This is a genomic window from Propioniciclava sp. LT432 (genome assembly GCF_059515965.1).
Genome location: NZ_JCAKNE010000027.1, coordinates 1 through 22,329, shown reverse-complemented (window position 1 = coordinate 22,329; position 22,329 = coordinate 1). Strand labels below are relative to the sequence as shown.

Here is a 22,329-nt window from a genome sequence, read left to right as displayed (position 1 = left end):
TTGTGGCGGGGCCGCCCCTCGTGGGGAAGCGGGCCGCCCGATAGGCTGGCGCGAGGCTACGCAAAGGAGCGGCTGCATGGCACGCGATGTCACGATGACCCAGTACTTCGCCACCGTGGCGGACGAGCTCACCGGCATCGACCGCCCCGACCGTCCCGTCCCCGCCCACGCGTTCGTGGCGGCCTACTACGGCCAGGACGCGGTTGGCGTGGATGATGTGGCCTCACTCGCCCACGCCGCCCGACTGGCCGACTCCCACCTGCAACTCGGACGCGTCCGACGCCCCCGGGAGGACCTGCTCGGCATCGCGACCCCCCAGGAGGACGCCGACGGCTGGAGCGCCGGTGGGTCGACGGTCATCCAGGTGGTCACCGACGACCGTCCGTTCATCGTCGACACCGTGATCATGGAGCTCATGGAGCTGGGATGGACGGTCCGGACCATCCGGCACCCCATCCTGTCCGTGCAGCGCGATGGGTCGGGCCTGCTCACCGGCGTGGGCCCGCACTCGGAACCGGGCGAGTTGGAGTCCTGGCTGACGGTGGAGGCGTACCCGCCGCTGGGCACGGCCGCGGACGACCTGACCGGTGCCTCCCGCGAGGTGCTGACGGCCGGGTTGGCCGACCTGCGGGACATCCACGACGACTCGGACGCCCTGCGCCGGAGGCTGTCGGAGGCGATCACGTTCGTCGAGACCGCGCCACAGCCGACCGAGCAGGCCTGGGTGCACCGCATCGCCGGTCTGCTGCGCTGGATGGCCGACGACCACTTCGACCTGTTCGGCTACCGCGAGTACACGGTCGAGGGCGACACGTTCACCGCCGTGCCCGGCACCGGGCTGGGCCTGCTCAGGGACGCGGGTCCCGACCCGTTCCACGCGACGCAGATCACCGCCCATCCCGAGGTGATGGTCGTCACCAAGGACTCGCGTCGCTCGCCGGTCCACCGCGCCGGCAATCTCGACTACGTGTCCGTGCGCAGCTATTCGCCCGACGGGGTGCTGGTGGGGGAGCGGCGCTTCCTGGGCCTGTGGTCCTCGCGCGCCTACTCGGAGCCGGTCGAGTCGATCCCCCTCGTGAAGGACAAGGCCACGTGGGTCTGGGAGGCCCTGGACCTCGATCCGTCCTCGCACAACGGTGAGCTCGCCCGCGAGGCCATGGCGTCCCTGCCCCGCGACAACTGGTTCGCGGACACCGTCGACGACCTCGCCGGGCTGGTGCGCCGCATCGCGGGCGTCGAGGAGCAACGCCACGCCCGACTCATCGTGCAGCGTGCGCCGCACGGCCGGTTCTGGTCCTGCTTCGTCTATGTGCCCCGGGATCGCTACCGCACGATCACCCGCGAGCGCATCACCCGCCTGCTGGGGGAACGCCTCGGGGCCGAGTCGGTCGAGTTCCGCGCGCTGGTCAACGAGAGCCAGATGGCACGGCTGCTTCTCGTCCTCCGCCTGCCCGACGACACCGAGCCGGACGTCGACTGGGCCGCACTGGAGGCGGACGTCGTCAAGGCCAGCCGCAACTGGGACGACGATTTCAACGACGTGGCGGAAACGCTGCCCGCCGAGCAGCGCGGGGTCGAGTTCGGAGAGGCGTACAAGGCCGCCTACACCCCGAAGCAGGCGCTGGCCGACCTGCACCTCGCCAACACGCTCGCCGGTCCCGACGACCTGCGCTTCGCGCTGTTCAAGCCGGACGCCGAGGACGATGACGCCGACCTGCGGTTCAAGGTGCTCACGAAGTCGATCATGTCGCTCTCGCGCGTCATGCCCCACCTGGACGCCTTGGGCGTCACCGTCATCGACGAACGTCCCTTCATGTGGGACCTGCGCGGCGAGCCGGTCTTCGTCTACGACTTCGGGTTCCACCTGCCGAGCGGCCAGACCCTGGCCGACTGGCAACCGCACGACCGTGCCCGGTTCGCGGAGGCGTTCGAGGCGACCTACACGGGGCGCGCCCACGCCGGGAAGCTCAACCGCCTCGTCATGACTGCCGGACTGACCTGGGAGCAGGTGACGTGGCTGCGTGGCATCGCCCGCTACCTCCAGCAGGCGGGCATTCCCTACAGCCAGCCCTACGTGGCCGCGGCCCTCAACGCGAACCCGACGATCACGGCCGCGCTCGTCCGGGCCTTCGAGTCGCGCTTCCGTCCCGACGAGGGCCTCAGCCTCGAGGCCCGCGACGAGGACGCCGGCAGCACGATGGCCGACATCCTCAGGACCCTGGACGCCGTGGAGAGCCTCGACCAGGACCGCATCCTGCGCATGTTCATCGCTGTCCTGCAGGCCATCAAGCGCACCAACGCGTTCGCCGCCGATCGTCCGGCACTGGCCTTCAAGATCGCCCCGACCGAACTCCCCCTCCTGCCCGAACCGAGACCCGCCCACGAGATCTTCGTGTACAGCCCGCGCGTCCAGGGCGTGCACCTGCGCTACGGCAAGGTCGCCCGCGGCGGCCTGCGCTGGTCGGACCGCGCGGAGGACTTCCGCACCGAGGTGCTCGGCCTGGTGAAGGCCCAGATGGTGAAGAACACCGTCATCGTCCCGGTGGGCGCCAAGGGCGGCTTCGTCCCGAACAACCTGCCCGATCCCCGCGTCGACCGGGCCGCGTGGCTGGCCGAGGGCGTCGCCTGCTACGAGATGTTCATCTCGTCGCTGCTGTCGCTCACCGACAACCTCGTGGACGGCCGGGTCGTCCCGCCGCCGGACGTCGTCCGGCACGACGGCGACGACACCTACCTCGTCGTGGCGGCCGACAAGGGCACCGCCTCCTTCTCCGACATCGCCAACCGCATCTCTGTGGAGCGGGGATTCTGGCTGGGGGACGCCTTCGCCTCCGGCGGCTCGGTCGGCTACGACCACAAGGGCATGGGCATCACGGCGCGTGGTGCCTGGGAATCGGTCAAGCGGCACTTCTACGAGCTCGGCATCGACTGCCAGTCCGAGGACTTCACCTGTGTGGGCATCGGCGACATGGCCGGCGACGTGTTCGGCAACGGCATGCTCCTGTCGAAGCACACCCGCCTGGTGGCTGCCTTCAACCACGTCCACATCTTCCTCGACCCGGATCCGGACCCGGCGACCTCCTGGGCCGAACGCAAGCGACTCTTCGAGCTGCCCCGCTCGTCGTGGACCGACTACGACGAGGAGTTGATCTCCCCAGGCGGCGGCGTCCACTCTCGGACGGCGAAGTCCATCACCATCACGCCCCAGGTGCGGGCGGCGCTGGGGCTGGAGGATCACGTCCGGGCGATGACCCCCAACGAGTTGATCCACGCGATCCTGCGCGCTCCGGTCGACCTGCTGTGGAACGGGGGCATCGGCACCTACGTCAAGGGGACCGACGAGACCCACGCCCACGTCGGGGACAAGGCCAACGACGCCCTCCGAGTCAACGGCGCCGAGGTGCGCGCGAGGGTGGCGGGCGAGGGCGGCAACCTGGGGTGGACGCAGCTCGGCCGCATCGAGTTCGCCAGGAACGGCGGGCGGATCAACACCGACTTCATCGACAACTCCGCGGGCGTCGACACCTCCGACCACGAGGTCAACATCAAGGTGCTCCTCCAGCCCGAAGTGGCCGCCGGGCGACTCGGCGCCGAGGAACGCGGCGAGCTGCTGGCCGGCCTGACCGACGAGGTCGCCCAACTGGTGATCACCCACAACATCGACCAGAACCTGGCGCTCTCGACCGAGCAGGCCCAGGTGGACGGCATGGCCGCCGCCCATGAGGCATGGATGCGGTCCCTGGAGGAGATCGGCCTGCTGGACCGCGGGTTGGAGGCGCTCCCGAGCCGCCGGGAGATGGCCTCCCGCATCGCCGAGGGGCGGAGGCTGACGCGCCCGGAGCTGGCCTCGTTGCTCGCGTGGACGAAGATCCACCTCGAGCGGTTGGTGGTGGAGTCGCCGCTCCCGGACGACCCCTATCTCGCGGACAGGCTCGTGACGTACTTCCCGAAGCCGTTGCGGGCCGACCGCTTCGCCGACGCCCTGCAGGCGCATCCGCTGCGGAGGGAGATCGTGACGATGGTGACGGTCAACCGCTTCGTGAACTCGCAGGGAATCACGGCCTTCAGCCGGCTCGCGAGTGAGACGTCGTCCACCGTCACCGCCATCATCCGGGCGCAACTGGCCGCCCGGACCATCTTCGGCATCGCCCGGCACGAGCTGGCCCTGCCCGGGTTGGGCCTCCCGGCCGACGTGGAGTTGACCATCCGCGTCGCGCTCCAGCAGCTGATCGAACGAGCCACGCGGTGGCTGCTGCACAACCGGCGCGGTGAGCTGGACATCAAGGGGGAGGCGGCCGCGTTCACCGAACCGGTGGCGGTGGTGAGCCGTCACTTCGGCCAGTTCGCCACCGCGCTGCAGAAGCAGCGCATCGAGGAGAAGGCCGCCCTGCTGCGCGAGGCGGGCGTGCCCGAGGAGTTGGCCCGGACGTCGGCGCTGGCCCCCTTCCTGCACATCGCGCTCAGCATCGCGGACCTGTCGGCGCGCCTGGGGCGGCCGCTCGAGGAGGTCGAGAGGGTCTACTTCGGCCTCGCCGGCAAGCTGGGGCTGGACAGGATCGTCGAGCGCGTCAGCGAATTGCCGCGCACCAGCCAGTGGGACACCATGGCGCGCGCCGCGCTCCGGGACGACCTGAGCACGCTGCACGCGGACCTCGTCGCAGCGGTCCTGCAGGCGGCCCCCGCCGGGACGAGCGGCCAAGCCGCGCTGGACGCGTGGGTGGACGCCGCGGGCGGGCTCCAGCACGAGGCGGCCCAGTTGACGGAGATCGTGCGGGAGGAGTCCACGCTGGCCCGCATGTCGGTGGCACTGCGGGCGATCCGGGCGTTGCTGGTGTAGTTGAATGGAGCGATGCGGATCGACCTGCACACCCACACCCTCGTCTCCGATGGCACCGACACGCCCACGCAACTCGTCCGCAAGGCCGCGGAGGCCGGTCTGGACGTCGTCGGCCTGACCGACCACGACACCTTCGACGGTCTGCGGGAGGCCAAGCTGGCGGCGGACGCCGCGGGCATCGGCGTGCTCGCCGGCATGGAGTTCTCCACGCAGAAGGACGGGAAGTCCGTGCACCTGGTCGCCTACGGGTGCGACCCGCAGGACGAGGAACTCCTGGACGAACTGGCCCGCGTCCGCGTCGGCCGCTCGGACCGCGTGCCGGGCATGGTCGCCAAGCTGACCGAACTCGGCATGCCGCTGACGGTGGCCGACGTCCTCGAGCACGCCTCCGGCACCTCCCTCGGCCGTCCACACATCGCCGACGCCCTGGTGGCCAAGGGCTACGTCGCGACGCGGGACGAGGCATTCCGACACTGGCTGTACGACGGTGGCCCGGCGTACGTGGACCGCTACAGCACCGAGCTCACCCGCGCGATCGAGCTCGTGCAGCGCGCCCGGGGGGTCGCGGTGCTGGCGCATCCGTGGGGCCGGGGGCGCCGCCACGACCTCCCGGAGTCCTACCTCGCCGAACTCGTCCACGAGTACCACCTCGACGGTGTCGAGGTCGACCACCCGGACCACGACGACGAGACCCGCGCCGACCTGCGGAAGGTGGCCGGCCGGCTGGGCCTGCTCACCACGGGCTCGTCCGACCACCACGGGCTCGGCAAGACCCGCAACCCCCTGGGGGCCGGCCTGACCGACCCGGAGGTCCACCAGGAGATCCTGGACCGCATCCGCGCCCGAGGTGGGCGTGCCTGAGGCCCCTGCTGCGCGCGATAGACTGCCTGCCATGGAGCACGGGAGTTGGTGGCGGCCGTAACGACGGCCCCGATCCCTGCCCACCATCACGGCCGTCCTGCGGACGGCCGTTTTGCGCGCTCGTGGGACCGAACACACGAAGGAGAACCCATGACTGAGCCGGCCACCCGGGAGTCCGAGATCGCCGAGGTCGACGCCGACGCTGCGGACGCCCTCGCGGCGTCCACGTCGGAGGCGTCCCTGCGCCGATCGGAGGAGCGCAGCCGGGCCATCGAGGCCCAGATCGCGAAGGACCCGTCGCAGTTCCGCATGCTCACCGGCGACCGGCCCACCGGTCACCTCCACATCGGCCACTACTTCGGCTCGATCCTCAACCGCGTCCGCCTGCAGGACGCCGGCGTCGAGACGTTCGTCCTCGTCGCGGACTACCAGGTCATCACCGACCGCGACGCGACGGGTCCCATCCGGGAGCGGGTCCTCTCGCTGGTCACCGACTACCTGTCGGTCGGAATCGACCCGACGCGGACGACGATCTTCACGCACTCGTCGATCCCGGCGTTGAACCAGTTGATGCTGCCGTTCCTCTCGGTGGTCACCGACTCCGAGCTGTACCGCAACCCGACCGTGAAGGCCGAGCACGAGGCCACCGCCGGACGCCCCATGTCCGGACTCCTGCTGACCTACCCGGTGCACCAGGCCGCGGACATCCTGTTCTGCAGGGCCAACCTCGTGCCCGTCGGCAAGGACCAGCTCCCGCACCTGGAGCAGACCCGCGTCATCGCCCGCCGCTTCGACGAGCGCTACGGCCGTGTGGACCCGGCGCGTCCGATCTTCCCGCAGGCCGAGGCGCTCCTCAGCTCCGGGTCGCTGATCCTCGGCATGGATGGCACGAAGATGTCGAAGTCCAAGGGCAACACGATCGAGTTGCGCATGACGGCGGATGAAACCGCGAAGGTCATCAAGCGCGCGGTCACGGACTCCGACCGGCACATCACCTTCGACCCGGCCAACCGGCCCGAGGTCTCCAACCTGCTCACGCTGGCGGGGTTGTGCGCGGACCGGGACCCGGTGGCGATCGCCGAGGAGATCGGCGACGGCGGTGGCGGCGGCCTGAAGAAGTATCTGACCGAGGTGCTGAACGAGAAGCTGGCACCGGTGCGGGCGCGGCGCAAGGAGTTGGAGGCCGATCCCGGCCACATCGAGTCGGTGCTGCGCGAGGGCAACGAGCGCGCCAACGCCGTGGCGGACGTGACCCTGGCCGAGGTGCGCGAGGCCATGGGGATGATCTACTGATGGCCGCCACCACCACGCACGAGCCGACGTGGATCGTCTCCCGCAGCACCGGACGCCGTGGCTTCTGGGCACTCGTCGGCGTCCTGGTGTTCGGTGCACTCACGGTCGCGGCCATCGTCGGCTTCGTCCGCGCGCCGCAGGTGGATTCGGGCGTGTTGGTGTTCATCGCCCTGCCGTTCCTCGTCATGGCGGTCGTGCTCGCGGTGGAGGGACTCGGTCAGGGCCTCCTGCGCGTGGACGGCCACGGCTACGGGACGATCATGGGGCTGCGCCGGGCGTGGTCGGACGTCCTGGACGTGGGGATCGGGCAGGTCGGCGGCCAGCGCGTCCCGGTGGTGGCCGTGCGGGGCGCCGGGGGCCTCCCCGAACAGGACGCCTTCAGCGGGTTCGCCGAGGCCGACGCCGATCGCTTGGTGACGGAGCTGCGCGAGCGCGTCGAACCAGCCGGCTTCGCGGGCGTCACGCTCAGCGAGGAGCACTGGGCCTCCGTCGAGGCCGAGGCCGCGCGTGCGGCGTCCGTCGTGGTTGAGACGTCGGGTCGACAGCCGGTCACCCGGGAGCGCGTGGAGTTCGGTTACCCGGGCCTCGTCAGCGCCATCCTGCTGGACTACGGCACCAACGCCGCCGGCGAGGGCGTGCAGTTGGTGGTGCGGGAGTCCACCACGTTGGCCCTGACGGCGTCCGGACGCCGTTGGCTGCGTCAGGACCGCAAGCGCTCGGCCGACCCGGCCACCCAGGTGGCGTCGTTGTTCGGGCCGCACACCACGACCGTGAAGACGTCGACGGGGGCCGGTTTCGATCGCCTCGTCGTCGGGGTCGACGGCCAGCGCCCGATCCTGTTCAACGCCGAGGAGCCGGACCGGTTCTGATCCGACCCGGGTGTCGCCGGGGCCGGGAGCGTCCCCGGCCTGGTGGCTGCCCTAGCATGCTGGGGTGACCGACCCGATCATCGACGAGCACGGACGGCCCGAGCCACCCTGCGTGGCCGGGGAGCGGGACACGCTCGTGGGCTTCTTGGAGTTCCATCGCGCGACGCTGGCGTGGAAGACCCGGGGTCTCGACGACGCGGCGTTGTCCCGCGCGGTGCCACCCACGACGATGACGCTCGGCGGGCTGCTCAAGCACCTCGCCTTCGTGGAGGACCACTGGTTCGGTGTGGTCGTGGGCGGGACGGCGCCGAACCCACCGTTCGACACCGCCGACTGGAGCGCCGACCCCGATTGGGACTGGAGCAGCGCCGGGGCGGACGCCGGGGACGGGCTGCGCCGCCTCTGGGAGGAGGCGGCCCACCGCTCCCGAGCCATCATCTCCGAGGAGGTCGCCGACCACGGGGACACCGTCCTCGACCAGGTGTACGTGCGCGGGAACGAGCGGGTGAGCCTGCGCTGGGTGCTGGTGCACATGATCGAGGAGTACGCGCGCCACAACGGGCACGCGGACCTGATGCGGCAGGCCATCGACGGAGTGGTGGGGGAGTAGGGCGTTCCTGACGGGCCCGACCGCGCGCGGTCATGGGCCCGCCGGGGGGCGGAAAGGGTCAGTCCTCGCTGGCGGCGGACGCCTCGGGCACTCCCGCCTCGACGGCTGCTCCCTCACCACGGCCACGTCCACGACCGCCACGGCGCCGACGGCGGCGGGGCGCGTGGGAGCCGGGGTCGTCGGGGGCACCTGAGTCGGCGCCCTTGCCCGCCGGGGGGACCTCCGCGCTAGCGACCGGCGCCTCGGTCGCTGCCTGGCCGGTCGCGGCGGACTCGGTGACATCGCCCTCGAGGGGCTCGCCGTTGCGGAGGCGGCGGCGGGTACGCTCGCGGCGCGGACGCTCCTCGCGGGGACGACGCGGGGCACGCTCCCGCGGCTCCTCCTCGCGGGGCTTCGGGTCGCGGAGGCGGCTCTTGGTGCCCTCGGGGATGTTCAGGTCGGCGAACAGGTGCGGGCTCGTCGAGTAGGTCTCCGGCGGCTCCGGATGGTTCAGGTCGAGGGTCTTGTTGATGACCTTCCAGCGGGTGATGTCCTGCCAGTCGACCAAGGTGACCGCGACGCCCTTGGCGCCGGCGCGACCCGTCCGGCCGATGCGGTGCACGTAGGTCTTGTCATCGTCGGGGCACTCGTAGTTGATGACGTGGGTGATGTCGGTGACGTCGATGCCGCGGGCCGCGACGTCCGTGGCCACGAGCACCTTCACCCGGTCCTCACGGAACTTGGTGAGCGCCTTCTCGCGCAGCACCTGCGACAGGTCGCCGTGGATGCTCGTGGCCGAGAAGCCGCGCTCCTCCAGGTCGTCGGCGAGGCGCTGGGCCGCGCGCTTGGTGCGGGTGAAGATCATGACCTTGCCGCCGTGGTCGGCCTGGATGATCCGCGCGACGATCTCGGGCTTGTCGAGGTCGTGCGCCTGGTAGACGAACTGCGTGGTGCTCGGCACGGTCATCTCGGCGTCGTGCGCCTCGGCACGGATGTTGACCGGCTGGGTCAGGTGGCTGCGCGACAGGCTCATGATGGCGGACGGCATCGTGGCCGAGAACAGCAGCGTCTGTCGCGAGGCCGGCGTGCGGGAGACGAGGCGCTCCACGTCCGGCAGGAAGCCCAGGTCGAGCATCTCGTCGGCCTCGTCCAGGACCAGGATCTTCACGTGGGCGAGGTCGAGGTTGCGGCGGTTGGCCAGGTCGAGCAGGCGGCCGGGCGTGCCGACCACCACGTCGACGCCCGTCTCGAGCGTCTCCAGTTGGGACTCGTAGCCGACGCCGCCGTAGACGGTGAGGATACGGGCCCTGCGGACCTGCGACGCGTCCTCGAGGTCGCCCGTGATCTGCAGCGCGAGCTCGCGGGTCGGGGTCATGACCAGGGCCTGGGGCTTGCCGGGGTGCGCGAGGTCGGCGTAACCCTCATCGGTCGGGACCACGATGCGCTCCAGCAGGCTGATGCCGAAGGCGAGCGTCTTGCCGGTGCCCGTTCGGGCCTGGCCGATCATGTCGGTGCCGCTCATCGCGATCGGGAGGCTCATCGCCTGGATCGGGAACGGGTGGACGATGCCCTTGCGGGCCAGGGACTCCACGATCTCCGCACGGACGCCGAGGTCGGCGAAGGTGGGCTTGGCGGTCGTCTCTTGGGTGGTCTCGTCGGCGGTGTCATCAGCCTGCACGGGCAGGTCAGTCGTCTCGGTCAGCGTCGTGCCTCACTACTTTCCGGCCGCGAGGCCGGGCATCATCACCCGCTGCGAAGGCGCGACGCACATGGGTGCGCTCAGGCGGCGGGGACGCACAGGTGCCGTGCGTACCCGCCCATCGTAGCGCTCAGTCGATGAGAGCGCCGAACCCAACGGTTCGGGGGCTCTCCGTCCCCAGGTCGACGTAGGCGACCTGGGCCGCCGGGATGAGGACCTTGCGGCCCTTCTCGTCGGTGAGCGTGAAGACGCCGTTGGCGGTGAGAGCCGCCGTGAGGGCGGCCTCGACCTCAGCGGCGGGGGTGTTCGTCTCGACGCTGACCTCGCGCGCGACGTGGTTGATGCCGACCTTGACTTCCATCTGGCTCCCCTTGTCTGTTGGTGCGTCCGTCACCCTACCCGGGCATCGGACAGAACCCGGGGCTCTTCGCGCGGGGCGAACGGGGTCCCGACTGCTCGCGGGGTCAGGCGGGCAGCCGCCCGCGGCGTCCGGTGAGCACTGGCTCGAACAGGTCGCCGTGCTGCTCGACGCGGGCCAGCACGTCAGCGGAGGTGAAGCGCAGCGGCGCGCCACCGACCGCTGCCTCGACCTCGTCCCAACGCAGGGGCGTGGACACGGTCGGGGCCTCCTTCGCGCGCAACGAGTACGGGGTCACCGTGGTGCGGCCGGGCAGGTTCTGGTTCACGTCCACGAGGATCTTCCCGGGGCGTGCAGCCTTGGCGACCTCGGTGACGAACAGCTGCGGGTGCAGCTCGACGAGGCGCTCGCCGAAGGCACGCACCCAGGCCAGCACGGGGCCGACCGCGGTCGGTTCGAGGGGGGCGTAGACCTGCAGCCCCTTGCTGCCGGACGTCTTGGGGTACGTCACCAGGCCCGAGTCCCCGAGTTCGCCCGCGATGAGCAGGGCGGCGGTGGCGATGAGGGGCATGTCGACGCCGGGGCCGGGGTCGAGGTCGATGACGAGTTGGTCGACCGACAGGTCCTCGTCGATGGTCGTGCGGTCGCTGTCGTCCGCGACCCGCCATTGGTGGGTGTGCAGTTCGAGGGCGGCGAGGTTGGCCAGCCAGATGAGGGTCGGCAGCCCATCGACGATGGGGAAGAGGATGTCCTCGCTGGAGCCGACGACGTGGTGCGTGCGGACCCACTCGGGCGTCCCGTTGGGGATGTTCTTCTCGAAGAAGCTCGGCTGGTCCGTCCCGTTGGGGAAGCGGATGCGGGTGACGGGGCGTCCGGCCAGGTGGGGCAGCATGACGGGGGAGATCGCGTGGTAGTACGCGATCACCTCGCCCTTGGTGAAGCCGCTCGGGTAGAGCACCTTGTCGAGGTTGGACAGCTTGAGCGAGCGGCCCTCCACCTCGGTCAACACGTCGGCCATGCGACCACGGTAGCGGGGACCGTGGCGAAAGTGTCGGGGGCGTGTGCTGGGATGGGGCGCATGGGAAACGTGGTGGCCGACGCGGCCGGTCCGGTGCTCGTCCTGGGGGCGGCGGGCACCGGCAAGACGACGTTGGTGGCCGAGGCGGTGGCCGCGCGCATCGCGTCCGGTGCCGCGCCCGCGTTGGTGTTCGCGGCGAGTCGGCAGTCTGCGTCCGAGCTGCGTGACCACATCGTGCGGCTGGGTGGGCGCACCACCCTCGCGCCGCAGGTGATGACCATCCACGCGTTCTGCCTCGCCCTGCTGCGCCGCTGGGCCGATGAGGACGACGCCCTACCGACGCTCCTCACGGCACCGGCGCAGGAGTTCCGCATCCGCGAACTGCTCCGCGGCTGGCACGGGCTGTGGCCCGACGAGCTCGAGGCCGCCGTGGGCACCCGTGCCTTCGCCCAGCAGGTGCGGGCGGTGCTCGCCCGTGCGCGTCAGTTGGGCCTCGATCCCGACCAGGTGGCGGACGCCGGCGCCGCCGCTGGTGAACCCGGCTGGGTGGCGCTCGGGGAGTACTTGGCGGAATACCTGGACGTGTTGGACGCCGAGGGGGCCCTCGACTACGCCGAACTCGTCCACCGGACGCGCATCCTGCTGGCGCGTGACGAGGTGGTGACCTCCGTGCGGCGGCAGTTCGGGGCCGTCTACGTCGACGACTGGTGCGAGCTCGACCCGGCCCAGATCGCGCTCGTCCGCGGCTTGGTCCCCGACGGCATGCCCGTCGTGGCGCTGGCCGATCCCGACACGTCGATCTACCGGTTCCGCGGCGCGCACCCGCGCGCGGCCAACGAGTTCCTCCGCCTGTTCGCCGGCCCGGCCGTGACGCCGGCCGTCTCGGTCCTCGCGGACGCGTGGGGCCAGGGCGAGGCCCAAACCGCGGCGCTGGCGTCCGTGGCGAGGCGGCTCGGCGCTCCGGCCGTTGAGGTGACGGACGCGCAGGCGTATCGCGCGCCCCGGCCGGGCAGTCAGGGCCGGGTGCAGGTGTGCACGTTCCCCGACGAGGCGACCCAGGCACGGCACATCGCCGGCGAGCTCCGGGCCGCCCACCTCGACGACGGGTTGCCGTGGGGTGAGATGGCGGTGCTCGTGCGTTCCGGGCGCCGGCAGATCCCTCCGTTGGCCCGGGCCCTGGCCGACGCGGGCATCCCGGTGGAGGTGGCCGGCGACGAGATCGGCCTGGCCTCGGAGCTGGCGGTCCGGCCCCTGCTGTTGGCGCTGGACGTCGCCGGGCGCGGTGGGGTGCCGGATGCCGACGAGGCCCACCGCCTGTTGCTGTCGGGGTGGGGTGGGTTCGACGCCGTATCGATCCGCACGCTCGGGCGGCTGCTGCGCGGTGCCGACGACACCACGGGCGGCACCCCCGCCCCGACCCTGGTCGCGGAGGCGCTGGCCGGCCTGCGGCAGGTCCCCGAGGGCATGGACGAGCTGGCGCGACGCCGCGACCTGCTCGCAGCGACCACGGCCAAGGTGGCCGGCGGGGCGCGGCCCGACGAGGTGTTGTGGGAGCTGTGGTCGGGCACCGACTGGCCGGCCCGCCTGCGGGCCGAGGCACTGCGGCCGGGTGACGGCGCCGCGCGGGCGAACCGAGACCTGGACGCCATCGTGGCGCTGTTCCAGCTGGCACACGAGTCAGCTGCTCCCCCTGGGGCCGAGGGCGTCCGGTGGTTCCTCGCCGAGGTCGCCCAGCAACAGATCCCGGCCGACAGCCAGCGCGAATCGGCTGTGGCGGGGCGCGGCGTCCGGGTGCTGACGGCGCATCGGGCTAAGGGACGGCACTGGGCCTTCACCGTCGTGGCCGGCGTCCAGGAAGGCGTGTGGCCTGACGTACGGCGTCGCGGGTCGGTGTTCGACGCCCAGCGGCTGACCTCGGCCGGTCTGGGCGAGGGCGTGGTCACGCGCGAGTTGGTCGCCAACGAGCGCCGGCTGTTCCTCCTCGCGTGCTCGCGGGGCCAGGGGCGGCTCCTGGTCACCGCCGTGGAGGGCACCGAGGGTGAGGAGGATCGTCCCTCGCGGTTCCTGGCCGAGCTCGGCCTGCCGGTCCGTCACGTCATGGAGTCACCCGTCCGGCTGCACACGCTGCGGGCCCTGGTGGCGGAACTCCGCCGCACCGCGCAGGACGCCGAGGCCTCGCCCGGCCTGCGCGAGGCCGCCGCGGCACGGCTGGCCCGGCTGGCCGACGCGACGGACGGTGAGGGGCGTCCCCTCGTGCCGGATGCCCATCCAGCCCGGTGGTGGGGGCTGCTCGAGCCGACGAGCCGCGTGGCCCCCGCCGGTGACGTCATTCGGCTCAGTCCCAGCCAACTGGAGTCCGTCCTGACGTGCCCCCGGCAGTACTTCCTCAACCGCGACGTGAAGGCCGAGCCGCCGCGCAGCAGCACGACGATCCTCGGGTCGGTCATCCACGCCGTCGCCGAGCGGGCCGCGACCGGCGAGCTGACGCAGGCCGGGGCGTCCGAACTGCTGGACGAGGTGTGGGCGGGCATCCCGTTCCCCGCGGCCTGGCTGTCCGCCTCCGAGCGGGCCGAGGCGGACGCCGCGGTGGAGCGCTTCGTCGCCTGGCAGGCCGGGCATGAGCATGCGGACGTGGTGGGCGTCGAGGTTCCGTTCCGGGCCAGCGTGGAGGTAGACGGCGAGACGGTCGTCCTGGCCGGCAAGGTCGACCGATTGGAGCGGACGCCCACGGGCGACCTCCGGGTGGTCGACTTCAAGACCGGACGGTCACTCCCGACGCAGGCCGAGGCGGCGGCCTCGCCGCAGTTGGGTGTGTACCAACTCGCGATCGAGTCGGGCGGGTTCGACGAGCACGCCCCGAGCGCCCACTCGGCCGGCGCCAGCCTCGTGTACCTCCGCCATGACTCCACCCCGGGCTGGCCCAAGGACTTCCGGCAGCCGTCGCTGACCGAGAAGCCGCACCTCGGCGACGACCCGGCGGAGCTGGAGCACCCCACCTGGGTGCACCACCGGGTCGCCCAGGCCCGCCGGGTCCTCGCGAGCGGAGCCTTCGTCGCCCGCCCCGGCAGCCACTGCCAGTGGTGCGCCGTCCGGTCGAGCTGCCCGGCCCGCAGCGGACAGGTGGTCTGACGTGACGCTGTTCACTGATCCGCGGCAGGTCTCCGAGGCGCTCGGCATCCCGTTCTCGCAGCAGCAGCTCACGGCCATCACGGCACCCCTGGCGCCGGGTGTCATCATCGCCGGTGCCGGCTCCGGCAAGACGACCGTCATGGCGGCGCGGGTGGTGTGGCTGGTGGGCACGGGTCAGGTGCGTCCCGAACAGGTGCTGGGCCTGACCTTCACCCGCAAGGCGGCCGCCGAGCTCAGTTCGCGTGTCCGTGAGGCGCTGGCCAGGGCGGGGGTAGTCGACACCGACGGTTTCGACGACGCCGGCGAGCAGCTGATCATGACCTACGACGCCTTCGCGGCCCGGCTCGTCGCCGACCATGGCCTACGGATCGGCGTGGAGGGCGACGCTCGCATGCTCACGGGCGCGGCGCGGTTCCGCATCGCCTCGCGCGTGGTGGCCGCTGCCCCCGGGCCCTTCGAGCAACTCGCCCGCCTGCGGCCCGAATCGGTGACGGACAAGGTGCTGGCCCTCGACGGGGACTTGTCCTCGCACCTGGTTCCCGCCGGCGCGATCCTCGAGCACACCCACGAGTTCCTCTCCGAGGTGGAGCAGTCGCCCCGGTCTCGCACCAAGGAGCTCTACGCCTCGCTCAAGCGGGCAGCCGCCGCTGCCGCCGAGCGGGTCGAGGTCGCCGGGCTCGTCGACGGCTACCAGCGGCTCAAGCGCGAACTGGGGGCCGTGGAGTTCGCCGACCAGATGGGCGTGGCGGCCGAACTCGCGCGCCGCGTGCCCGCGGTGCCGAAGCTGTTGCGCGAGCAGTTCGCCGTTGTCCTGCTGGACGAGTACCAGGACACCTCGAGCGCCCAGGCCGAGCTCCTGCGCGCGTTGTTCTCCGGGCCGGACGCCGCCTCGGGCCGGGGGCACCCCGTCACCGCGGTGGGCGACCCGTGCCAGGCCATCTACGGGTGGCGCGGTGCCGCAGCGGCGAACATCATCACCTTCGCCGACCAGTTCCCCCGGGCCGACGGCAGCCCGGCGAAGGCGTTCGCGCTCACCGTGAACCGGCGCTCGGGGCAGCAGATCCTCGACGCTGCCAACGCCCTGTCGGCGCCGCTGCGCGCCGACGAGGAACTGCAGTGGGACGGCATCGACACCGACCTCGTCGCACCCCCCGGAACCCCGCCGGGGGACATCCGCGTGACCACGTTCGACACCTGGCCGAAAGAGGTCACCTGGGTCGCCGACGACATCGCGGCCACGCACGACTCCGGACGGGCGCCGCGCTGGTCGGACATCGCCGTGCTGGCGCGGCGCAACGCCCACATCCGACCGCTGTACGCCGAATTGTCGGCCCGGGGCATTCCCGTCGAGATCGTGGGACTGGACGGTCTGCTGGCCGTTCCCGAGGTGGCCGATGTGGTCGCCGTCCTGCGTGTGCTGGGGGACGCGACCGCCAATCCCGACCTGGTGCGCGTGCTCACGGGCCCCCGGTGGGCCATCGGCCCGTCCGACCTGGCCGCGCTCGGACGCCGTGCGCGCGAGTTGGCCGGTGTGCCGAGCTGGGACGAGGTGCCCGCGGCCGAGGAGATCGCCCGCATCATCGACACCACCGAGGCCGCGCACGCTCCCAGCCTCGCCGAGGCCCTGGCCGACCCGGGGGAGGGGCCGTACACCGCCGAGGGCCGGCGTCGGATGGCCGCCTGCGCCGCCGAGTTCGCGGCCCTGCGCCCGCACGCCGGCGGGCCGGTCAACGACCTCGTCCGCCGCGTGATCACCATGCTCGGCCTCGAGGTCGAGCTCGCCCTGCGCGGCCCCGGCGGAACGCGCCAACTGGACGCGTTCGTCGCGCAGGTCGCCGGCTACTCCGACGTCGACGGCGATGGGTCCCTGACCGGATTGCTGGCGTGGCTGGCCGCCGAGGAGGATCGCGGCGTGGGCCTGGAGCAGGCCGTGCCCACGGCGTCCGACTCGGTGAAGCTGTTGACGATCCACAAGTCCAAGGGGCTCGAGTGGGAGCACGTCTACCTCCCGGCCCTGGCCGACAAGGTGTTCCCGTCGGACCGGATCCAGGGCAACTGGCTGAGCGCGTCGGCCGTCCTGCCCGCGGACCTGCGGGGGGACGCGGCCAACGTGCCGCAGTTGGCCGACGTGACCGACGCTGCCACGAAGCAGTACGCGGAGGCACTCAAGACCGAGGCGCGCCGCGGCGACGACCGGCTCGCCTACGTCGCCGTCACGCGCGCGCGCCAGCACCTCGTCGCGACGACGCACGCCTGGAGCGACCTCAAGAAGCCCCGTGCGGCCTCTCCGTACCTGCGCACGCTGGAGCGCTTCGCCGCGGGGGTGACGCACGAGGAGGTGTCCGCCGAGAACCCGCTGCTGCGGCAGGACCAGGGCTTCCCGTGGCCGGCGCCCGTGGACGCGGCGGCTCGCGCCCGACGACTGGAGGCGGCCGAGGCCGTGACGCGTGCTCGAGGAGATGCGGCCCAGGACGCGCCCCTGCTCCTCGACGAGGTGGCCACGGTCGCGACGTGGGACGCGGCGGCGGACCAACTGCTGGCCGAGGCGTCCCTCCGGCGCGTGCACGCGGGGCTGGCGCTGCCTCCGTACCTCTCGGCGACCGCCCTCATCGCCTTGGAGGACGATGCCGAGAACTACCTCGCCGGGCTGGCCCGTCCGATGCCCACCCCGCCCCGACGAGCCGCCCGGGTTGGTGAGCTGTTCCACGCGTGGCTGGAGCGTCGGTTCACCGCCGCGCCCACGCTGCTGGTCGAGCCGGACGACGAGGTGGAATCCGACTCAGAGTTGCAGCGGCTGGTGTCGGCGTTCGAATCGGGCCCCTTCGCCGACCGGACGCCCCACGCCACCGAGGTGCCCTTCTCGTTGTTCCTCGCCGGACAGGTGGTGCGGGGACGCATCGATGCGGTGTTCACCGATCGCGGACGCCCCGAGGTGGTCGACTGGAAGACCGGACGCGGCCGGCCCCATCCGCTGCAGTTGGCCGTCTATCGGCTGGCGTGGGCCGAACTGACCGGGGTGGCGGTCGACGAGGTGGACGCCGCGTTCCACGACGTCGCGACGGGGAGGGTGATCCGTCCGGTCGGGCTGCCCGACCGCGAAGGACTGGAGTCTTTGGTGGGCAGGTTGGCGGCCGGGTCGCTAGGTTGAGCCCCATGGAGCCTTGGGTGTCGCACAGTCGGCTGGATCGGTTTCTCGACGGGCGCGTCGACGAGGCGTCGATCGCCGCGTTGTGGAACCACCCGTCGGCGCGCGTGATCGGCGTCGACGATCGCTCGAACGTCTCCTCCGACGACACGGGGGAGGCGTTGCGCTGGATCACGCCGGGCGGCCCCCACGACCCCGAGCACCACTACCTGATCGGCGCGGTCGACGGTGAACCGTGGTTCGCCGTGGAGTCGACGCCTGGGGGGCCGTCGGCGTCCCTGCGCCAGTTGGGCGGAGTCCTGGCAGAGACGGAGGCCGACATCGCCACCACCGCCGTGGCCCTGGTCAACTGGCATCGGGTGGCGCCCTACTGCGGGCAGTGCGGCACGCGGACGCAGGTGCGCGAGGGTGGCCACATGCGCTGGTGCCCGGGCTGCGATCGCCAGCGATTCCCGCGCACCGACCCGGCTGTCATCGTGGCCATCCTGGACGACCGGAATCGCCTGCTGCTCGGCCACCACGCGGGATGGGACCGCACCCGGGTGTCGATCCTGGCCGGCTTCGTCGAGGCGGGGGAGTCCCTGGAGATGGCCGTCCACCGGGAGATGCGCGAGGAATCGGGCCTCGAACTCTCGACCCTGCGCTATGTCGGGAGCCAACCGTGGCCGTTCCCGCGCTCGCTGATGCTCGGGTTCGTCGCCCGGGCCGTCGGCTCCGAGTTGCGGGTGGACGCCACCGAGATCGAGTGGGCGAACTTCTACACGCCGAGCGAGGTCGAGAGCCTCGTGGATGCCGGCGAACTGACCCTGCCGATGAAGTCATCGATCGCTTCCCGCATGATCAGCTCGTGGCGGGCGGGGACCCTCGACGTCTGAGTCGACGGGCTCGGCGGTTGACCAACGCCACCGGCCAGGGTGACGAGGTCGCCACGTCGCCAGCGCGTGGCATGCCGGGCCTCGGTCGACCCGCCGTTTGAGAAACTTGGCGCTGCGCGAAGGAGAGGGGCTGGACCCATCAGCGGGTCACGTGGTGGATGGCCCAGACCCAGTCCGCGGGTGGGTCACCGCGTCAGCGGAGCCGGTGAGCGCGAATCGGACGGCGGCCTCGGCATGGAGCCGGGCGGTCGGGAAGAGGGGAACCGTGAGGTCGGACTGGTGGATGAGCAACTCGATCTCGGTGCACCCCGCGATGACGCCCTGCGCGCCCCTCTGGGTGAGGTCGTCGATGACGTCGAGGTAGGCCTTCTTCGACGCCGGGTTGATGAGGCCGCGCACCAGTTCGTCGTAGATCACATCGTGGACCAGCGTCCGACCCGGCTCGTCGGGCACCAGGACCGTCAGTCCGAATCGCTCGCGGAGACGGCCGACGTAGAACTCCTGCTCCATCGTGTAGCGGGTGCCCAACAGCGCGACCACCTGGACGCCAGCTGACGTGACGGCCGTGGCGGTCGCATCCGCGATGTGGATGAGTGGCACTCCTGCCGCCGCCTGCACCTGGTCAGCCAGACGGTGCATCGTGTTGGTGCACAGGACAATGGCCTCTGCGCCACCCGCGACGAGGTTCACCGCGGCGTCCGCGAGCAGGCGAGCCGCGTCATCCCAGCGACCGGCCTGCTGCAGTGCCTCGATGTCGGCGAAGTTGAATGAGCGGATGAGCAGGTCCGCTGAGGCGACCCCTCCGAGGCGATCACGCACGAGTTCGTTGATGACGCGCTCGTACTCGATCGACGACTCCCACGACATCCCGCCCAGCAGGCCCAGTCTCCTCACGATGACCACAGTAGGGGTCCCCGGCTCGAGAGCTCCCGAAGGCTTCACGGCAGGATGGCTGCATGCTTGTCACTGCACTGCCTGAGAACCTCCACGCCGAGGTCGTGTCTTTGTGGGCCACTTGCGGACTCACGCGACCTTGGAACGACCCCAGGGCGGACATCGATCGAGCCCTGCTGGATATTGCGCTTGCTGAGGGCCGGTGTTCCGCTGGGGGGTGAGCCAGTGTTCCGGGGATCGGTGGGCCACGTCGACGGGATGGGTTGCCATGGTGCTGGGGCGGCCGCTTGGGCCGCCCCAGCGCTGTGGTTACTGCAGGTGAGTGAAGTGTTTGCGCAGGGAGTCGTCACAGTCCAGGACGGTGGCGTGCGCGTTGGTGGTGATCCGGTCGACGATGGCGTCGGCGAGGATCTTCTCTTCCATCCGGTCGTGCCACTGGCCCGGTGGTAGCTGGGAGCAGTAGATCGTGGAGGCGGTCTTGTGTCGTCGGTCGATCAGGGTGTGCAACTGCTGGACCTGGACCCGGGTGGGCGGGGTGAGGAACCAGTCATCGATGATCAACAACTCGACGTTGACCAGGGTGTCGAGGCAGCGCTTCTTGTCCCCGGTCCGTTCGGCGATGGTGATCCGGTCGAACAGTTCCCCGGCGGGCAGGTAGAGCACCTTGCGGTACTGCTGGCAGGCCTTGTTCCCCAGCGCGCAGGCGACGTAGGTCTTCCCCGCGCCGGTGGGTCCTTGCAGGATGACGTCTTGGTGCTTGACCAGGTAGGCGCCGACCGCGAGCCGGTGGATCAGCTCGAGGTCCATGCTGCGGCCGGGCATGGCTTTCAGGTCGGTCAGGTCGGCGGCGGGTTGGGCGAGGCAGGCTTGGCGGCGGAGCCGGTGCAGCTTGCTGTCGCGGCGTCTCTCGTATTCCCAGTCGACGGCCTGTTTGACCAACTCTGGACCGGTCAGGGTGGCGGCGGTCGTGGTGTCGGCGAGGTTCTCGAAGTACTCGGCCATCCCGGACAATCGCATCGTCTTCAAGCGGGTGAGGGTTTCCACATCGATCATGCTCGGCTCCCGTAGTAGTCGCTGCCGCGGACATAGCCGGCGTCGCCCAGGGAGGGGGCCGGCGGGGCTTGGGTGGGTGGGGTCCAGCCGGTCCACAGCTTCTTGATGAGCGTGTAGGAGGGGGCGGGGGTGGCCGCCAACGCCCGCGTGCAGGTGTCCTCCAGGCGGGCCATGCCGCCGGGCTTGGTGGCCAGCGACATCACCCCCAGACAGGACCGGTAGGACTGCTCGACGATCTGGCGGGACGCCAGGATCGCCCCGATCGCCGCTTGGGTGTTCGGGCCCACCGTGGCGGCCCACTGCTCGAATCGTTCCGGCGTCCAGTCGACCAGTCGGCTGCGGTGGGTGGCGGGCATGTGGGCCGGCAGGGTCGCATACCGGCCCGACACCCCTTGGAAGCGGGGGTGGGACGCGACCCGCTCGATCCCGTCGAAGACCTCCACGATGCTCGTGGTGAGGCGCACATCCAGGGATTGGCCGATCAACCGGGAAGGGACGGAGTAGAAGTTCTTGTCGACCTGGACGTGGTAGTTCGGGCCGACCTTGGCCTTGCGGAGCTCGGCCAACTCGAACCGGACCGGCGGCAGCGGTTGCAACAGTGGCTTCTCGTCGCGTTCGAACACGATCTGCCGGGAGTCCTCCCGCTTCTGGAACGGACGCGCGTTGATGGCAGCGACTTCGGCGAAGATGGCCTCGTTCAACTCGGCCAACCCGACGAACTGCCGATTGCGGAGCACCGCCGCGACCTGCCCCGCGACGAACCGGACGCTCCCTTCGACCACTGCCTTGTCGCGGGGACGTTTCACCCTGGCCGGGATGACCGCGGTGCCGTAATGCTCGGCCAACCGGGCATAGGCGGGGTTCAACGCCGGCTCGTAGCGGTCCGACCGGGACACCCCGGTCCGCAGGTTGTCCGGCACCAGGAGCCGGGCAGCACCCCCGAAATCCTCCAGGGCGTGCACGTGCGCGTCGATCCACGACCCGAGCGTCATGTCCGGGAACGCCTCCACATACGTGTAGGCCGAATACGACAGTGCGGCCACGAACACCCACCCCTGTCGTGGTTCGCCGGTCAGCGGGTCGGCGTAGGCCATCGGGTCCCCGGCCCAGTCGACCTCGATCGACTCGCCCGGGTTGCGCTGGATCCGCATCGACGCGCCGGTGGCCTTCGCCCACCGCCGGTACTGTTCGTTGAAGAACGAGTACTGGTAGGGCACCTCGCCGGTGGCGCGGCAGTTGGCCACGTACTCGTTCCACAACACCAGCAGCGTCACCGACGGCCGTCCCAGCTCCCGGTGCACGTGCTCGAAGTCTGGTGTGGCCCGGTCCGAGTCCGGCTTGGCCGGTTCGGGCAGCAACAGCCGGCGGACCTCGTCAGCCCCGAGGTCCGTCACCTGCTCGAACCCGACCCCCGCCGAGTCCGCCGCAGTGAACACCGCCGCCACCGTGTTACGGGAACACCCCAACACGTCCGCGATCCCACGCTGACTGACCCCCTCAGCTCGCAGCCGAAGGATCTGTTTGTAGTCGACCATGAAGGCGACTTCCTCTCGTCACGCCGTACCCCAACGGCACGGCGCGACGAACGTCCCACACGAAAACCCGAGCGCCGCCACGGTCCACCGCGCCCCGTCGCCGTGGCTCACCGCCCACCGGACCACTGGCTCACCCCACAACGGAACACCGGCCCTCACCGAGCGCAATATGCA

Annotated in this window: 14 protein-coding genes; 8 read left to right on the top strand and 6 right to left on the bottom strand. The window is 71.1% G+C overall.

Translation table 11 applies throughout. The annotated features are described in order from the left end of the window. Positions 1-76: 76 nt before the first annotated feature. The 5 genes from AC5YDV_RS15110 (at position 77) to AC5YDV_RS15090 (ending at position 8,470) form a co-directional block, all read left to right on the top strand. On the top strand, positions 77-4,837 hold the full coding sequence (locus AC5YDV_RS15110; protein ID WP_496184303.1) for an NAD-glutamate dehydrogenase: 4,761 nt from the start codon (positions 77-79) through the stop codon (positions 4,835-4,837). Between the two features lie 12 nt (positions 4,838-4,849). Then, positions 4,850-5,698 carry a PHP domain-containing protein gene (locus AC5YDV_RS15105; protein ID WP_496184302.1) on the top strand — a complete coding sequence of 283 codons (849 nt, stop codon included), beginning with the start codon at positions 4,850-4,852 and terminating at the stop codon, positions 5,696-5,698. Between the two features lie 150 nt (positions 5,699-5,848). Continuing rightward, the gene (trpS, locus tag AC5YDV_RS15100; protein ID WP_496184301.1) at positions 5,849-6,991 is read left to right on the top strand and encodes a tryptophan--tRNA ligase; all 1,143 of its coding nucleotides are present in this window, start codon (positions 5,849-5,851) and stop codon (positions 6,989-6,991) included. After that, positions 6,991-7,860, top strand: a complete 870-nt coding sequence (locus tag AC5YDV_RS15095) for a hypothetical protein (RefSeq protein WP_496184300.1) — start codon at positions 6,991-6,993, stop codon at positions 7,858-7,860. Before trpS ends, AC5YDV_RS15095 begins: the two co-directional genes overlap by 1 nt. Positions 7,861-7,924: 64 nt before the next feature. After that, positions 7,925-8,470, top strand: coding sequence for a DinB family protein (locus AC5YDV_RS15090; RefSeq protein WP_496184299.1), 546 nt, complete (start codon positions 7,925-7,927; stop codon positions 8,468-8,470). A gap of 58 nt (positions 8,471-8,528) precedes the next feature. Here AC5YDV_RS15090 and AC5YDV_RS15085 read toward each other — a convergent pair whose 3' ends face one another. The 3 genes from AC5YDV_RS15085 to ligD all read right to left on the bottom strand — a co-directional run bounded on the left by AC5YDV_RS15085 (position 8,529) and on the right by ligD (position 11,524). After that, a complete protein-coding gene (locus tag AC5YDV_RS15085; protein ID WP_496184343.1) occupies positions 8,529-10,151 on the bottom strand; it encodes a DEAD/DEAH box helicase in 1,623 nt (540 codons plus the stop codon). A gap of 127 nt (positions 10,152-10,278) precedes the next feature. After that, a complete protein-coding gene (locus AC5YDV_RS15080; RefSeq protein WP_496184298.1) occupies positions 10,279-10,509 on the bottom strand; it encodes a DUF3107 domain-containing protein in 231 nt (76 codons plus the stop codon). Positions 10,510-10,612: 103 nt separating this feature from the next. Next, the gene (gene ligD, locus AC5YDV_RS15075) at positions 10,613-11,524 is read right to left on the bottom strand and encodes a non-homologous end-joining DNA ligase (RefSeq protein ID WP_496184297.1); all 912 of its coding nucleotides are present in this window, start codon (positions 11,522-11,524) and stop codon (positions 10,613-10,615) included. Positions 11,525-11,584: 60 nt separating this feature from the next. Between ligD and AC5YDV_RS15070 the strand changes: the two genes are divergently transcribed. The 3 genes from AC5YDV_RS15070 to nudC are packed head-to-tail and all read left to right on the top strand — an operon-like array spanning position 11,585 to position 18,673. Continuing rightward, positions 11,585-14,653 (top strand): ATP-dependent helicase, encoded by a 3,069-nt coding sequence (locus tag AC5YDV_RS15070; protein ID WP_496184296.1) that lies wholly within the window; start codon positions 11,585-11,587, stop codon positions 14,651-14,653. A 1-nt stretch (position 14,654) separates the two neighbouring features. Next, the gene (locus tag AC5YDV_RS15065) at positions 14,655-17,801 is read left to right on the top strand and encodes an ATP-dependent helicase (protein WP_496184295.1); all 3,147 of its coding nucleotides are present in this window, start codon (positions 14,655-14,657) and stop codon (positions 17,799-17,801) included. 5 nt (positions 17,802-17,806) lie between these two features. Then, the gene (nudC, locus tag AC5YDV_RS15060; RefSeq protein WP_496192516.1) at positions 17,807-18,673 is read left to right on the top strand and encodes an NAD(+) diphosphatase; all 867 of its coding nucleotides are present in this window, start codon (positions 17,807-17,809) and stop codon (positions 18,671-18,673) included. 147 nt (positions 18,674-18,820) lie between these two features. Here the strand turns inward: nudC and AC5YDV_RS15055 are convergent, their stop codons facing one another. The 3 genes from AC5YDV_RS15055 to istA form a co-directional block, all read right to left on the bottom strand. After that, positions 18,821-19,567 carry an aspartate/glutamate racemase family protein gene (locus AC5YDV_RS15055; RefSeq protein WP_496184293.1) on the bottom strand — a complete coding sequence of 249 codons (747 nt, stop codon included), beginning with the start codon at positions 19,565-19,567 and terminating at the stop codon, positions 18,821-18,823. A gap of 309 nt (positions 19,568-19,876) precedes the next feature. After that, positions 19,877-20,620 carry an ATP-binding protein gene (locus AC5YDV_RS15050; protein ID WP_496181551.1) on the bottom strand — a complete coding sequence of 248 codons (744 nt, stop codon included), beginning with the start codon at positions 20,618-20,620 and terminating at the stop codon, positions 19,877-19,879. Continuing rightward, entirely contained in the window at positions 20,617-22,155 is a 1,539-nt protein-coding gene (gene istA, locus AC5YDV_RS15045) for an IS21 family transposase (RefSeq protein WP_496181550.1), read from the bottom strand. Before istA ends, AC5YDV_RS15050 begins: the two co-directional genes overlap by 4 nt. Positions 22,156-22,329 lie beyond the last annotated feature (174 nt).

Bases quoted from the DNA above. Each gene is read 5' to 3' on its own strand.
- AC5YDV_RS15110 (WP_496184303.1), top strand. From the start codon at position 77: ATGGCACGCGATGTCACGATGACCCAGTACTTCGCCACCGTGGCGGAC.
- AC5YDV_RS15105 (WP_496184302.1), top strand. From the start codon at position 4,850: ATGCGGATCGACCTGCACACCCACACCCTCGTCTCCGATGGCACCGAC.
- trpS (WP_496184301.1), top strand. From the start codon at position 5,849: ATGACTGAGCCGGCCACCCGGGAGTCCGAGATCGCCGAGGTCGACGCC.
- AC5YDV_RS15095 (WP_496184300.1), top strand. From the start codon at position 6,991: ATGGCCGCCACCACCACGCACGAGCCGACGTGGATCGTCTCCCGCAGC.
- AC5YDV_RS15080 (WP_496184298.1), bottom strand. From the start codon at position 10,509: ATGGAAGTCAAGGTCGGCATCAACCACGTCGCGCGCGAGGTCAGCGTC.
- ligD (WP_496184297.1), bottom strand. From the start codon at position 11,524: ATGGCCGACGTGTTGACCGAGGTGGAGGGCCGCTCGCTCAAGCTGTCC.
- AC5YDV_RS15070 (WP_496184296.1), top strand. From the start codon at position 11,585: ATGGGAAACGTGGTGGCCGACGCGGCCGGTCCGGTGCTCGTCCTGGGG.
- nudC (WP_496192516.1), top strand. From the start codon at position 17,807: ATGGAGCCTTGGGTGTCGCACAGTCGGCTGGATCGGTTTCTCGACGGG.
- AC5YDV_RS15050 (WP_496181551.1), bottom strand. From the start codon at position 20,620: ATGATCGATGTGGAAACCCTCACCCGCTTGAAGACGATGCGATTGTCC.
- istA (WP_496181550.1), bottom strand. From the start codon at position 22,155: ATGGTCGACTACAAACAGATCCTTCGGCTGCGAGCTGAGGGGGTCAGT.